The organism is Pseudomonas hamedanensis (genome assembly GCF_014268595.2).
Classification (GTDB): domain Bacteria; phylum Pseudomonadota; class Gammaproteobacteria; order Pseudomonadales; family Pseudomonadaceae; genus Aquipseudomonas; species Aquipseudomonas hamedanensis.
The window spans coordinates 1,045,639-1,059,502 of sequence record NZ_CP077091.1 but is presented as its reverse complement, the minus strand read 5'-3'; the positions used below and the strand labels follow the sequence as shown (position 1 = coordinate 1,059,502).

General features: G+C 60.5%; 11 protein-coding genes. 2 read left to right on the top strand and 9 right to left on the bottom strand.

What is annotated here, in order from left to right; all coding sequences use genetic code 11:
• Positions 1–2: 2 nt before the first annotated feature.
• Positions 3–776, top strand: a complete 774-nt coding sequence (locus tag HU739_RS04550) for an enoyl-CoA hydratase (RefSeq protein WP_186548150.1) — start codon at positions 3–5, stop codon at positions 774–776.
• Positions 777–1,150: 374 nt separating this feature from the next.
• Here HU739_RS04550 and HU739_RS04545 read toward each other — a convergent pair whose 3' ends face one another.
• The 5 genes from HU739_RS04545 to HU739_RS04525 all read right to left on the bottom strand — a co-directional run bounded on the left by HU739_RS04545 (position 1,151) and on the right by HU739_RS04525 (position 7,606).
• Entirely contained in the window at positions 1,151–2,302 is a 1,152-nt protein-coding gene (locus HU739_RS04545) for an acyl-CoA dehydrogenase family protein (RefSeq protein ID WP_186548152.1), read from the bottom strand.
• Between the two features lie 3 nt (positions 2,303–2,305).
• The gene (locus HU739_RS04540; RefSeq protein ID WP_186548154.1) at positions 2,306–3,412 is read right to left on the bottom strand and encodes an enoyl-CoA hydratase/isomerase family protein; all 1,107 of its coding nucleotides are present in this window, start codon (positions 3,410–3,412) and stop codon (positions 2,306–2,308) included.
• 279 nt (positions 3,413–3,691) lie between these two features.
• Positions 3,692–4,381, bottom strand: a complete 690-nt coding sequence (locus HU739_RS04535; RefSeq protein WP_186548156.1) for an HPP family protein — start codon at positions 4,379–4,381, stop codon at positions 3,692–3,694.
• 155 nt (positions 4,382–4,536) lie between these two features.
• Entirely contained in the window at positions 4,537–5,715 is a 1,179-nt protein-coding gene (locus tag HU739_RS04530) for an MFS transporter (RefSeq protein ID WP_186548159.1), read from the bottom strand.
• 511 nt (positions 5,716–6,226) lie between these two features.
• The gene (locus tag HU739_RS04525; RefSeq protein WP_186548161.1) at positions 6,227–7,606 is read right to left on the bottom strand and encodes a UDP-glucose dehydrogenase family protein; all 1,380 of its coding nucleotides are present in this window, start codon (positions 7,604–7,606) and stop codon (positions 6,227–6,229) included.
• A gap of 413 nt (positions 7,607–8,019) precedes the next feature.
• Here HU739_RS04525 and HU739_RS04520 point away from each other — a divergent pair, with 413 nt between their 5' ends.
• Positions 8,020–8,865: a site-specific integrase gene (locus tag HU739_RS04520; RefSeq protein ID WP_225922837.1), complete on the top strand. Its 846-nt coding sequence runs from the start codon at positions 8,020–8,022 to the stop codon at positions 8,863–8,865.
• A gap of 6 nt (positions 8,866–8,871) precedes the next feature.
• Here HU739_RS04520 and HU739_RS04515 read toward each other — a convergent pair whose 3' ends face one another.
• From HU739_RS04515 to HU739_RS04500, 4 genes are all read right to left on the bottom strand, one after another.
• Positions 8,872–9,426: a PqiC family protein gene (locus HU739_RS04515; protein ID WP_186548163.1), complete on the bottom strand. Its 555-nt coding sequence runs from the start codon at positions 9,424–9,426 to the stop codon at positions 8,872–8,874.
• Positions 9,427–9,442: 16 nt separating this feature from the next.
• Positions 9,443–11,098, bottom strand: a complete 1,656-nt coding sequence (locus HU739_RS04510) for a PqiB family protein (protein ID WP_186548165.1) — start codon at positions 11,096–11,098, stop codon at positions 9,443–9,445.
• Positions 11,099–11,300: 202 nt separating this feature from the next.
• Positions 11,301–12,602 carry an NAD(P)/FAD-dependent oxidoreductase gene (locus tag HU739_RS04505; RefSeq protein ID WP_186548167.1) on the bottom strand — a complete coding sequence of 434 codons (1,302 nt, stop codon included), beginning with the start codon at positions 12,600–12,602 and terminating at the stop codon, positions 11,301–11,303.
• Positions 12,599–13,687 carry a polyamine ABC transporter substrate-binding protein gene (locus HU739_RS04500; RefSeq protein WP_186548169.1) on the bottom strand — a complete coding sequence of 363 codons (1,089 nt, stop codon included), beginning with the start codon at positions 13,685–13,687 and terminating at the stop codon, positions 12,599–12,601. Before HU739_RS04500 ends, HU739_RS04505 begins: the two co-directional genes overlap by 4 nt.
• Positions 13,688–13,864: the final 177 nt, after the last annotated feature.

Genomic DNA, 13,864 nt, shown 5'->3' with positions numbered 1-13,864 from the left:
TCATGACTTACGAAACGATCCTCCTGGAAATCCGCGACCGCGTTGGCCTGATTACCCTCAACCGGCCCCAGGCGCTGAATGCCTTGAACGCGCAACTGGTCAGCGAAGTGAACCACGCCCTCGACGCGCTGGAAGCCGACGCGCACATTGGCTGCATCGTCCTCACGGGTTCTAAAAAAGCTTTCGCTGCCGGCGCTGACATCAAGGAAATGGCCGAGCTGACCTATCCGCAGATCTACATGGACGATCTGTTCAGCGACAGCGATCGCGTCGCCAACCGACGCAAGCCGATCATCGCCGCGGTCAACGGCTTTGCTCTTGGCGGGGGGTGTGAACTGGCGCTGATGTGCGACTTCATTCTGGCCGGCGACAACGCCAGATTCGGCCAACCGGAAATCAACCTTGGCGTCCTTCCGGGCATGGGCGGCACCCAGCGCCTGACCCGCGCCGTGGGCAAGGCCAAAGCCATGGACATGTGCCTGAGCGGGCGCATGATCGATGCCGTGGAAGCCGAGCGCTGTGGCATCGTCGCGCGCATCGTGCCGAGCGATGAATTGCTGGAAGAAGCGCTGAAGGTTGCGGCGGTGATTGCCAGCAAGTCACTGCCGATTGCGATGATGATCAAGGAAAGCGTCAACCGCGCTTTTGAAGTGAACCTGACTGAAGGCGTACGCTTTGAGCGCCGGGTGTTCCATGCGGCGTTTGCCACCCAGGATCAGAAGGAAGGGATGGCCGCGTTTGTCGGTAAGCGCGATCCGGTGTTCCGGGGCAAGTGATGTAGCGCCCGGGCTGACGCCTTCGCGAGCAGGCTCGCTCCCACAGGGATTTTGCAGTGGGTCGTAATAACTACGGCACACACCGGAACCTGTAGGAGTGAGCCTGGTCGCGATGGCGGTTTGTCAGTCACTCTATCTGCTGACTGACCCACTGCCTTCGGGAGCACGCCCCCTCCCACATGGATTTTGCAGTGGGTCGTAATAACTACGGCACACACCGGAACCTGTAGGAGTGAGCCTGCTCGCGATGGCGGTTTGTCAGTCACTCTATCTGCTGACTGACCCACCGCCTACGGGAGCAAGCCCCCTCCCACACTGAGTCTGCGCTGCACACACACACATTCCCTGTGGGAGCGAGCCTGCTCGCGAAGCTTTTAGAGCTGATAGTTTTTCAGATCCCGCGCAATCACCATCCGTTGAATCTCGCTCGACCCTTCATAAATCTGGGTAATTCGCGCATCGCGGTAGTACTTCTCGACCGGGTAATCTTCGAGATAGCCGTACCCGCCATGAATCTGGATCGCAGAGGAACACACTTTCTCGGCCATTTCCGAAGCAAACAGCTTGGCCTGCGACGCCTCGGACAGGCAGGGTTTGCCCGCCGTGCGCAACCGCGCCGCATGCAGAATCATCAACCGGGCTGCGTTGATTTGCATGTGCATGTCCGCCAGCAGATTGGCGATGCTCTGGTGCTCGATGATCGGTTTGTCGAACTGCACCCGGTCTTTCGAATACGCCAGCGCCGCTTCGAACGCCGCCCGGGCGATGCCCAGTGCTTGTGCGGCGATACCGATGCGACCGCCTTCTAGGTTGGACAGGGCGATCGCCAGACCCTTGCCGCGCTCACCCAGCAGATTTGCTTCAGGAACGGCGCAGTTATTGAGCGTCACCGCGCAGGTATCGGACGCGCGGATACCCATTTTGTGCTCAGTGCGGTCGACGATAAATCCCGGTGTGTCGGTCGGCACCAGAAACGCCGAGAGGCCTTTCTTGCCCAGGTCCGGATCGGTCACGGCGAACACGATCGCGAGTTTCGCCCGCTTGCCGTTGCTGACAAATTGCTTGGCGCCGTTGATCACCCATTGGCCGTCACGCAATTCAGCGCGGGTGCGCAGGTTGTGCGCTTCGGAACCCGCTTGCGGTTCGGTCAGGCAGAAGCAACCGATGGTTTCACCGCTGGCCAGCGATGCCAGCCAGGTCTGTTTCTGTGCTTCGCTGCCGTAGTTGAGCACCGGACCGCAGCCGACCGAGTTATGGATGCTCATGAACGCGCCCGTCGCGCCGTCGCCGGCAGAAATCTCTTCCACGGCCAGTGCGTAAGCGACGTAATCCACGTAAGTGCCGCCCCATTCTTCAGGCACCACCATGCCGAGCAGGCCCAGCTCGCCCATTTTCGCAACCAGGGCGTCGTCGATCCAGCCGGCCTTTTCCCAGGCTTGCGCGTGGGGGGCGATTTCGCCGCGGGCAAAGTCCCGGGCCATGTCGCGGATCATCACTTGTTCTTCAGTCAGTTCGAGATCGTGCATGGCTCAGTTCCCGCTTTCATCAAAACCGTGGAAGAAACTCGCAACCTTCGCCGCGTCCAGCCCTGCGAGGGTTGGCGGGTTCCAGCGAGGTGACTTGTCCTTGTCGATCAGCAGCGCGCGGACGCCTTCAATCAAGTCGCCACGGGCGAACCACTGGCGATCCAGATGCAGTTCAAGGGCAAAGCAGTGCTCCAGGCTCAAGTGGCGACCGCGACGGAGCATTTCCAGAGTCACCGCCATGGCCAGCGGCGAGCGGGTTTCGAGCAGATCGGCCGTGGCGGTGGCCCATTCATGGCTGTCGGCGACGGTTACGGCACGCAGTTGCTCGACCATGCTTGGCACGTCGGGCAAGGCGAAAAAGTGGTCGATGACCGGGCGCAGCGTTTGCAGCGGCGCATCAGGCAGGGTCTGCACGGCGTGTTTTGCCAGCAGGTTCTGCAGGGCCTTGAGCGGCGTGTCCTGCCACTCCATCTGGTCGAGTTTCTCGTCGAGCAGCGACAGTTTGTTGCTGTCCAGGTACCAGTCGGCCAGCCCGCAGTACAACGCATCGGCTGCACGAATCTGCACGCCGCTGACACCCAGGTAAATCCCCAGTTCGCCGGGAATGCGCGAGAGAAAATAGCTGCCGCCGACATCCGGGAAATAGCCGATGGCAACTTCCGGCATCGCCAGACGACTTTTCTCGGTGACCACCCGCAGGTCGGCGCCTTGCACCAGGCCCATGCCGCCGCCGAGGACGAAACCGTCCATCAAGGCCAGCACCGGTTTGCGGTAGTGATGAAGGGTCAGGTCGAGGGCGTATTCCTCGACGAAGAAATCTTCGTGCAGGGTGTCGCCGCTTTTGTAACTGTCGTACAGCGAACGAATATCGCCACCGGCACAGAACGCTTTCTCGCCGGCACCGCGCAGGACCACCGCGTTGACATCGGCGTCCGTCGCCCAGGCGTCGAGCTGGCGTTGCAGCTGGCGCACCATGTCGAGGGTGATGGCGTTGAGGCCGGCGGGGCGATTGAGGGTCAGGTGCCCGATGTGGTTGCGCACCTCGGCCAGCACTTCGTTTTGCGTGGCATCCATGGACTCGGTCCGCGGGGATGAAGCCTGAGCTGTCATCAGTAACTCCCTGCTTTTATTGTCTTTATTCGAGAAGCTCGCGCGCGAGCGTTAACGGATCCTAACAGTGCAAATTTGCCTTGTACAACGCGGATATGTGCAGGGGGAGTCTGCATTTTTATCTTATGGTTGCGGTTTGGGTAGGAGCTGCCGAAGGCTGCGATCTTTTGATCTTTAGAGAGCAAGATCAAAAGATCGCAGCCTCGTTGCACTCGTCAGCTCCTACGGCTTCTACGGTCTGTGCGTGCGGTCAGTGCGTACGGGGCGGCGTTTGCTGTGTCAGCGGGTGAAGACTTCGCCGATGCTGCGGCGCTTGGCGTGCAGTTCGGTGGCGTGGATCAGCCGTTCGAGGTCTTCGGGGGTGACGTCGATGAAGGCTTCCATGTCTGCCAATGCGCGCTTGAGGTCTTCGGCGGTAATGGCCTGGCTGTCGACCGGAACCACCGGCGGGGCCGGATCGGCCGGGCGTTTCGGGTAGCGAATGCGCGTCAGGTTGTTGTAGGCCAGGGCGCTGGCAAGCATGCACGCCGCGCCGAGCATCACCGGTTCCATGGCTTTCCAGTCCAGGGCGATGGTCGCGGGGTCGGCCAGCACCAGCGTCAGCGCGAGGGCGCCGGCCGGTGGGTGCAGGCAACGCAGCCAGCACATCAGGATCAGCGCCATGCCCGCCGCCAGACAGGCGCTGCCGAGGGTGCGCCCGAGTACGTGAGCGACCAGCAACGCAACGACGCCGGCACACAGATAGCCACCGAGAATCGACCAAGGCTGGGCGAGGGCGCCGGAGGAGACGGCGAACAGCAGCACGGCCGACGCGCCTAATGGGCCGATCAGGTGATAAGCGACTTCATGACCGAACACCTGGGCACACAGCCACACGCTGAACAGCGTGCCCAGCGCCATGCCGATGGCGGCGCGGCTCCATTCGGAGGGGCGGGTGTTGATGGCGGCGGGCAACCAGCGAGCAAGCATGTAGAACCGATCCTTAACAAAATCCGGGCAAAAAAAAGGACTTGTCCGGCAAATCCGGAAAGCCCTCGAAGCGTTCCAACATTGGGGGAGGAACGCACACAGTGTGCCGTTCCGTGACGATGCTGACAAATTCATATAAATGCAGCTTTAGTGCATTATTTTTGAGCTATGGCGATGCGTCGACCGCTCATGAAACACAAGTAGCCGCCTACTGCGGCCAATGCGCTCAAAGCGTAAAACATGCTTGGCGCCGGCGTGTGCATCAACAGAAAACCGCATATGACCGGGCTGGCCGCACCGCCCAGTGCCGCCAGGTTCTGCGCGCCGTAGTAGCTGCCGCGCAAGTGTTCCGGGGCCAGCGTGTCGACAAATAGAAAGTCTGCGGGATAGATGATCATCTCGCCCAGGGTAAAGATGAACATCGCCACGCACCAACCGACGAGACTGTCGGCCAGACTGAAGCCGATCAGCCCAACGATGAACAGGGCGGTGCCGCCGGCAATCCAGTGGCGCAGGCGTTCGCGGGTCAGCAAACGGCCGACCTGATATTGCAGCAGGATTACGGTGATCGCGTTGCAGGCGAGCAGGGCGGCCATGGTGTCGAGCGTTTGTTGCTGGGTGTGGGTGACCAACAGGTATTGCGACAAATACAAGGTGAAGCGCCCGTGCACCAAGGTGCTGAGCAGGCAACCGAGGGTGAACAGGACCATCGTGCGGTCGTTTTTCAGAATGACCAGCGTGTTCACAAAGCTCGGAGGTGGGTTGATCGATGATTCCGGCTTGGCGTCCCTGCCGACGCCGAGCAACAGAAAAATGCTGCCAATGGCAATTGCCCCTGCGACCAGAAACGGCGCCGCAGGCTCTACACCGGCAATCACCACGCCGATCATCGGACCGACTGCATAGCCGATATTGGTCAACGTGTAATTGAGGGAAAACGCCTTGACCCGTTGGCCCACCGGCAGGTTTTCACTAAGGATGGCCTTGGAGCAGATCAGGAACAGGGCAGACGCCGTTTCGCTGATGATCAGCACCAGGGTGGTCAGATACAGGTTCTGTGCGAAGGTCAGCAGGATCAGGCCGATCCCGCTTGAGAGCATGGTCAGGATCAGCAGGCGGCGCTTGTCCAGGCGGTCGATGATGTAACCGCCGTAAAGCGAAAGTAACGTGGCGCTGAATACCGCGATCCCCAGCAACAGCCCGACGTCCTGGGGGTTGAGCCCGAGAGTGTTGCTGAGGAACAAGGTCAACAACGGGCTGATCAGGGCGCGGCTGATGACGACGCTCAACGAACTGATCATCAAGCGGCGGATGAGGCGCGAGTAGGTGGCCACGGAGGTCAATGTCCTTATTTCAAAGCCGGGCGGGCGAACGCTATCCTCTCTGTGCAGGCTCTGCCGGTCAAGCTGAGACATATCTGTGGCAGGAGCTTGCTCCCAAAGGTCTGGTGAACACCAGGGCTATTTACTACCCACCACAAAACCAATGTGGGAGGGGGCTTGCTCCCGGAGGCGGTGGGTCAGTCAGCACTGATATCGACTGACAGGCCGCCTTCGCGAGCAAGCCCGCTCCCACAGGTTTGGAGTGCAACAGAGTTATTACTGATCATCACAAAACCAATTGTGGGAGGGGCTTGCTCCCACAGGTTTGGGGTGCGCCGGGGCAATTGCTGACCACCAAAAAAACCAATGTGGGAGGGGGCTTGCTCCCGGAAGCGGTGGGTCAGTCAGCACAGATATCGACTGACAAGCCGCCTTCGCGAGCAAGCTCGCTCCCACAGTTTCGGAGTGCGCCAGAGCTATTACTGACCATCACAAAACCAATTTGGGAGAGGCCTTGCTTTGTTCACGCGACGTCCGAGGCGTGCGTCCACTGTTGCAACGAAATCGGCAATTTGCGCGATTCACCGCGGCCCATCGGGAAGTATTGGAAGCCGTTGCGCGCCAGGCGGTCGGCGTCGTACAGGTTGCGCCCGTCGAAAATCACCGGACTGTTGAGGCGTTGCTTGATCAGGTCAAAGTCCGGTGCCTTGAACTGCTGCCATTCGGTGCAGATGATCAGCGCATCGGCGCCGGGCAGGACCGATTCCGGGGTGCCCATCAACAGCAGTTTTGATTGGTCCGGATACAGCTTTTGGGTTTCCTGCATGGCCTCCGGGTCAAACGCGCGAACGCTGGCGCCGGCGGCCCACAACGCTTCCAGCAGCACCCGGCTCGGCGCATCGCGCATGTCGTCGGTATTGGGTTTGAACGCCAGGCCCCACAGGGCGAAGGTCTTGCCGCGCAGCTCGCCTTTGTAGAAGGCATTGATGCGTTCGAACAGCTTGTGCTTCTGCCGCTGGTTGATCGCTTCGACCGCTTGCAGCAAATCGCTGGAGCAGTGTGCCTGCTCGGCGCTGTGGATCAGCGCGCGCATGTCTTTGGGGAAACATGAGCCGCCGTATCCGCAGCCGGGATAGATGAAGTGATAACCGATGCGCGTGTCAGCACCGATGCCCTGGCGCACCGATTCAATGTCGGCGCCCAGGTGTTCGGCCAGTTCGGCGATCTGGTTGATAAAGCTGATCTTGGTCGCGAGCATGCAATTGGCCGCGTACTTGGTCAGCTCGGCGCTGCGCAGGTCCATGAACAGGATGCGATCGTGGTTGCGGTTGAACGGCGCGTACAGATCGCGCATCACATCGCGCACCGCATCGCCTTCGCAGCCAATAACGATGCGGTCCGGACGGCGGCAGTCGGCAACCGCCGAACCTTCCTTGAGAAACTCCGGATTGGACACCACATCGAAATGCAGCAGACGGCCAACCTTGATCAGCGCTTTTTCAATGTACGTGCGCAGGGCATCGCCGGTGCCGACCGGCACCGTGGATTTTTCCACGACGATCAAGGGCTGCTGGCGATGACGGGCGATGGCGTCGCCAACCGCCAGCACATGGCGCAGGTCCGCCGAGCCGTCTTCGCGCGAGGGCGTGCCGACCGCGATGAACGCCACCCGACCATGCTGCACCGCGAGTTGTTCATCAGGGGTAAATTGCAGCCGCTTTGAATCCAGCCCCTCGCGCACCAGACTCGCCAGCCCCGGTTCGAAGATGCTCACGTGGCCCTGACGCAACAGGTCGACTTTATTCTGGTCGATGTCCATACACACGACATCATGACCAACCTCTGCCAGCACTGCCGCTTGCACCAGACCGACATAACCACTGCCAAACACTGTGATTTTCATCGAACACTCCTGAGCGCTGTTCCTTGCGTCAGGATAAGAAGGTCATGTTTCAGTTCGCCTACCGTGTGTTGTCGGTAGCAACACTGTGCAGTCAGCGAGGAAGCAGACCGTTCGGGGAATGCCCGATTGACTTTTGCCCCCACGAACGGCAGGTTGTCGGCCTTTTGCGGCAACCCCTGTTATTGAGTCATGCCGTTTTTTGCCAAAGATGCCCGTACAGAGCGGTCGGCTACTTATCTTTCCGTCTCCAAAGCCACCGTAATGATGTTCTGCGTGCAGTGTTTTTTGTTGAATCGTTTTCTATTTCAAGGCCGTTTCGTTTGATCGACTTATCGAGTACTGAATCCACCCCGTCCAACTCCAATCCGCTGACGCTGTATCTGGCACGCCTGGCGCCGTCCAGCCAACTGACCATGCGTTATATCCTGCAGGACGCTGCCGACCGTCTGGGTTTCGAAGACATTGATATCGAGGAAATCCCCTGGCACGGGTTGCAGCCCGAGGATGTTGTCGCCCTGGTCGCCGCATTGCGCGCCGACGGTTACGCGCCCAATACTTCGTCGCTGTATGTGAACGCCGTGCGCGGCGTGATGAACGAAGCCTGGCGCATGAGCCTGATCACTCAGGATCACCTGTTGAAGATCCGCTCGGTCAAAGGCATTGCGGGCACGCGGCTGGCGCAGGGGCGTAATCTCAAGCGCACCTTGATTCGTGAATTGATGGAAGTGTGCGCGGCCGACCCGCGGCCGCAAGGGCTGCGCGATGCCGCGGTGATTGCGCTGCTGTACGGCACCGGCATGCGCAAGTCGGAATCGGTCGACCTGGACCTCAATCAGGTCGATTTCAGCGAACGCAGCCTGACCGTCACGGGCAAGGGCAACAAGCAACTGATCAAGTACGCGCCGGCGTGGGCGTTCGCCAAGCTCGATGCGTGGCTGGAACTGCGGCGTTCGCAGCTCAAGGAAGGGGAGAGCGACGATGCGTTTCTGTTCAACCGTATTCGCCGTGGCAACCACATCACTCGTGAGCGCATCACCAAGCACGCGATCTACTACATCGCCCGCCAGCGTGGCACCCAGGTCGGGGTGAAGATCATGCCCCACGACTTTCGCCGGTCGTTCATTACCCGGGTCATCGAAGAGCACGACTTGTCGATTGCGCAAAAACTGGCACATCACAGCAATATCCAGACGACCGCCAACTACGATGTGCGCGATGACAACGAGCGGCGGCGGGCGGTGGATCGCTTTGACTTGTAGGTGGATTCAGGACGCGGTCGGGCAACTGAACGCCTCACTCGCCGCCGCCTGATTTATCGCGGCGGCGAGGCGTTTGACGTTGCTTTGCTGGGCACCGACCAGGTCCTCGATGCTTGTGCCGGACGGTGTTTGAATCAGGGTGCGACAGGTCAGCGTCGATGGGTTGGCCTCGGCACGCTGGCGCAGGCGCCACTTCACATCGATCAGTGCGTACTGGCCGGGAATCGAGTCGAACCGCTGCACGTCGATGCGCACCGACACCGGCTGCTGACGGACGCCGGCACTGAGCTGCTCGTTCAGCGCACCGCGCAACTCATCGGCGAGGGTGGCGGCCCACCAGTCTGTTTCCAGAATCGCCACGCCGCTGTTGCCCTGGCGGATGACGATTTGCGCGCGATCGACCTGGGGCGGCACGGTGATGCCTTCAATGGCAATCTCCGCACCGCTTCTGCCAGCACCCGGCTGGACTGGGGTCAGGGTGTGAAAGCTGATCGGGTCGCTGCGGCACGCGCCCAGCAACAGACACGCAGCGAGCACGGTGATCTTCAGCGGTACAGCCATGGTTCAGCTCCTGTGCTCAATTGCGCGGCGGCCCTTGCAGATCCAGTGGCGCAGCGTTGTCGGGACGGCCGCGGATCAGCGATTCGGGATGCCGGCCCAGATAATCCGAGAGTTCGCGCAGCGAGCGCGACATGCGTCCGAGTTCGTCCAGGGTCTCGGTGAGTTTCTCGCGCTGCGGCGAATCTTCAGCCAGCGTCGAGCTGGCCGATTGCAGGGTCTTGCTGAGGTCGCCCAAGGTGGTTTGTACGCCCGGCAAGGTTCTGCCGTTGAACTGGGCCAGGCCTTTGCGCAGCTCGACCAGATTGCTGTCGAGGTTGTTGGCGATGCGGTCTATCGGCAGTTTGTTGACCTTGTCGACCATGGCTTCAAGTTTTTCCTGCATCTGTTCGAGGCTGCCCGGCACGGTCGGGATCACTACCGGGCGCAACGTTGGGTCGAACGCGACTTTTTCCGCTTTCGGGAAGAAGTCCAGGGCGATATACAACTGCCCGGTCAGCAGGTTGCCACTGCGCGCCTGGGCACGCAGGCCGTTGTCGATGAACGTGCCCATCAGCCGTATGCCCGCGGCTTCGTCGTTGGGGTCATGCTTGAACGCCGTGAGCATTTTCGAGTAAGCCTGGCCGAGGCGCTGCGGGTAGATGACGATGCCGACATTCAGCGGGAAGCTGCGTTTTTTCGCGTCGAAATCCAGATTGATCGCCACCACGCGACCGATCTCCATGCCGAGGAACTCCACCGGTGCATCGACCTTTAGCCCGCGCAGGGCCTGGTCGAAACGCAGGCTCAGATATTGCGCCTTGCCATTGGGTGGGGCGAGGGCCGTCTGTTGGTCGGCGAACAATTCGAAGTTTTTATCGTCGGGGGCAGCGCTGTCGTTGGGGTTGTAATTGGGCGCGCGGAAGGCAATGCCGCCCACCAACAGCGTCGAGAGCGACTCGGTTTTTACCGCAAAACCGTTGGCGCCGACATTGATGTCGATGCCGCTGGCGTTCCAGAAACGGGTGTTTTCGGTGACAAAGGCATCGTTCGGGGCATGGATGAACACTTCGATATTTACGCCTTTGCCGTCAGGGTCCAGCGTGTAGGTGACGACCTGGCCGACCGGGATCTTGCGGTAATACACCGGCGAGCCGATGTCCAGCGAGCCGAGGTCTGGGGCATGCAACATGAAGCGCTTGCCGGGTTCGCCATAGGTGATCGGCGGTGGATTCTCCAAGCCCTTGAAGTATTTGGCGCGGTTGTTGGACTGGCCGATGTCGGCGCCGATGTAGTCGCCGGAGAGCAGCGTGTCGATGCCTGAAACCCCGCCAGCGCCGATCCGTGGGCGCACCACCCAGAATTGCGAGTCTTCGCGGGTGAAGGTTTCGGCCTGCTTGGCCAGTTTGACCGTGGCGTTGACGTTTTTCTGGTCGTCGCTCAGTTCGACCCCGGTGACATGGCCGATCACCACGTTGCGGTATTTCACTTCAGTCTTGTTGGCCGTCAGACCGCTGCCGGTCTTGAAGGTCAGGACGATGGTCGGGCCTTCCTGCATGACGTTGTGCACGACCAGCGAGATGCCGACCAGCACCGCGACGATCGGCACGATCCACACCAGCGAAATGCCGAAACGGCGGGTTTTGATTGGCGCCTGGCCGGGTGCTCGCGGCTCGTCGGTGGCTGACGACTTCATCCATGTCCTCCTCGATTGATTGGGCACTGAGCGTCAGGAACGCCAAAGCACCTCATGAATATAGAAGTGCTTGGCGATAGAGCAAATGTGAATAGGTAACCTGCGAGGCGAATTTTGCGGCAGGTGTTGCCGAAGGCTTCGATGTGGGGACGCAGAGCGTCCCTGGCTGCATTCCCACGCAGAGCGTGGGAACGATCACAGGTCAGCCGAAGATTTCCCGCAGGCGATACCAGAACATGCCCAACGCCAACAGCGGCGAGCGTAAGGCCGGGCCGCCGGGGAAGGTCATGTGCGGCACAGCGCTGAACACGTCCAGGCCTTGACTGTGGCCGACGTGAATCGCCTCGCCGAGCAGTTTTGCGCACCAGTGGGTGACATTCAGGCCATGACCGGAATAGCCCTGAGCGTAGAACACGTTCGGGTGTTGCTTGAGGCGACCGACCTGGGGAAAACGGTTGGCGGTGATGCCGATTTTGCCGCCCCACTGATAGTCGATGCGCACGTCCGCGAGCTGCGGAAAGACTTTGAGCATTTTCGGACGCATATAAGCCGCAATGTCCGCCGGGTCGCGACCCGAGTAATGACAGGCACCGCCGAACAACAGGCGCCGGTCTGCCGAGAGCCGGTAATAATCCAGGCCGACTTTCTGGTCACACAGGGCCAGGTTGTGCGGGATCAATTGCGCGGCGCGCGCTTCGGACAGCGGCTCGGTGGCGATGATGTAGCTGCCGGCCGGCAGGACTTTGCCGCTGAGCTGCGGTTCGAGTTCGTCCAGGTGCGCGTTGCAGCCGAGCACCAGGCTGCCGGCGCGCACGCTGCCGCTGGCGCAACGAACCTGCACGGTCGCACCGTGAATGATTTCCAGCACCGGGCTCTGCTCGAAAATCCGCACGCCCAGTTGCGCGGCCACACGGGCTTCGCCCTGGACCAGATCGAGCGGATGCAAATGACCTGACCCCATGTCCACCAGCCCGCCGGCATACACACTGGCATCAACCACTTGCTCGCGGATTCGCTCAGGGCCGACCAACCGTGTTTCGTGGGCGTACCCGAGGTCGGCAAGGCTGACTTGCTCGTCCTTGAAGGCGGCAAACTGCGCCGCCGTGTTAGCCAACTCGCAAAAGCCCCAGCGCAAATCGCATTCAATGCCGTGGGCACTGACACGCTGGCGCACCAGTTCCACCGAATCGATGCCGGCGCGCTGTAAATAGCTCACGCCTTGTTGGCCGACGTATTTGCCGAAGCCGCCGACGTCATGGCCAATCCCGCGGATCAACTGACCGCCGTTGCGCCCACTGGCGCCCCAACCGATGCGCCGGGCTTCGATGAGGATCACCGAGAGCCCGCGCTGCGCCAGTTCGATGGCGGTGTTGACGCCGGTGAACCCGCCACCGATGACGCAGACGTCCGCGCTCAGATCGCCATCCAGCAGCGGGTAGGGTGTCGCCGCCCGGGCCGAAGCGGCGTAATAGGAACGGGCGTGTTGCTGGGTGTACTGATTCATTTGTTCGACTTCACTTTGCTCCAGGAACGGGTCATCAGACGCATGATGGCCTGGGGCGGGGTCGTGGAGATGTACAGTTTGTCGAGTACGGCCTGAGGCGGGTACACCTCGGGGTTGTTGACCAGTTCCGGATCCATGTATTGCTTGGCGGCAGGGTTCGGGTTGGCGTAACCGACCGAGGCGCTGACCTTGGCAATCACCTGCGGATCGAGCAGGTAATTAATGAAGGCGTGGGCTTCTTTGGCATTGCTGGCGTCGGCGGGAATTGCCAACAGGTCGAACCAAAGGTTGGCGCCTTCCTTGGGAATGGCATAGGCGATGTTCACGCCGTTGTTGGCTTCTTTGGCGCGATTGGCGGCCTGAAACACGTCGCCGGAGTAACCGAAGGCCACGCAGATATCGCCGTTGACCAAGTCCGAGACGTATTTCGAGGAATGGAAATAGGTGATGTACGGGCGGATGCTCAGCAGCTTCGCCTCGGCCTTTTTGTAGTCTTCGGGACTTTCGCTGCGCGGGTCCATGCCCATGTAGTTGAGCACGGCCGGAAAGACTTCGTCGGCGGAGTCCATCATCGACACACCGCACTGGGAAAGCTTTTTCAGATTCTCGGGTTCGAACAGCACAGCCCACGAGTCGATGCGATCAATGCCGAGCACTTGCTTGACCTTGTCGACGTTATAGCCGATGCCATTGGTGCCCCACAGGTACGGCACCGAGTGCTGATTTCCAGGATCATTTTTGTCAAGTAATTCAAGTAGTTTGGGGTCGAGGTTAATCCAGTTTGGTAGCTGCGAACGGTCCAGTTTCATGAACGCGCCGGCCTTCACCTGACGGGCGAGAAAATGGTTGGACGGCACGACTACGTCATAACCGGTGCGCCCGGCCAAGAGTTTGCCCTCAAGGGTTTCGTTGGAATCGAAGACGTCGTAGATCACTTTGATCCCGGTCTTGCTCTGGAAATCGGCCAAGGTGGTTTCGCCGATGTAGTCGGTCCAGTTGTAGACGCTGACCGTCGGCTGGGCGTGGGCTGCGGCGCTGAACAGCACACTCAGCGCGACCGGGAGTACGGATTTCAACAGACGCATTTCAACACCTCTTCTTGTAATGATCGTTCCCTCGCTCTGCGTGGGAATGCCTCAACGGACGCTCCGCGTTCGGCTGTGGATGGGACGCGGAGCGTCCCGGGATGCATTCCCACGCAGGAGCGTGGGAACGATCGATTTCTCAGGCGCGCCCTCCCACAAGGACGGTGCAGATCTGGA

Bases quoted from the DNA above. Each gene is read 5' to 3' on its own strand.
- HU739_RS04550 (WP_186548150.1), top strand. From the start codon at position 3: ATGACTTACGAAACGATCCTCCTGGAAATCCGCGACCGCGTTGGCCTG.
- HU739_RS04535 (WP_186548156.1), bottom strand. From the start codon at position 4,381: ATGCTTGCTCGCTGGTTGCCCGCCGCCATCAACACCCGCCCCTCCGAA.
- HU739_RS04525 (WP_186548161.1), bottom strand. From the start codon at position 7,606: ATGAAAATCACAGTGTTTGGCAGTGGTTATGTCGGTCTGGTGCAAGCG.
- HU739_RS04505 (WP_186548167.1), bottom strand. From the start codon at position 12,602: ATGAATCAGTACACCCAGCAACACGCCCGTTCCTATTACGCCGCTTCG.
- HU739_RS04500 (WP_186548169.1), bottom strand. From the start codon at position 13,687: ATGCGTCTGTTGAAATCCGTACTCCCGGTCGCGCTGAGTGTGCTGTTC.
- HU739_RS04510 (WP_186548165.1), bottom strand. From the start codon at position 11,098: ATGAAGTCGTCAGCCACCGACGAGCCGCGAGCACCCGGCCAGGCGCCA.
- HU739_RS04540 (WP_186548154.1), bottom strand. From the start codon at position 3,412: ATGACAGCTCAGGCTTCATCCCCGCGGACCGAGTCCATGGATGCCACG.
- HU739_RS04520 (WP_225922837.1), top strand. From the start codon at position 8,020: ATGCGTTATATCCTGCAGGACGCTGCCGACCGTCTGGGTTTCGAAGAC.
- HU739_RS04545 (WP_186548152.1), bottom strand. From the start codon at position 2,302: ATGCACGATCTCGAACTGACTGAAGAACAAGTGATGATCCGCGACATG.
- HU739_RS04515 (WP_186548163.1), bottom strand. From the start codon at position 9,426: ATGGCTGTACCGCTGAAGATCACCGTGCTCGCTGCGTGTCTGTTGCTG.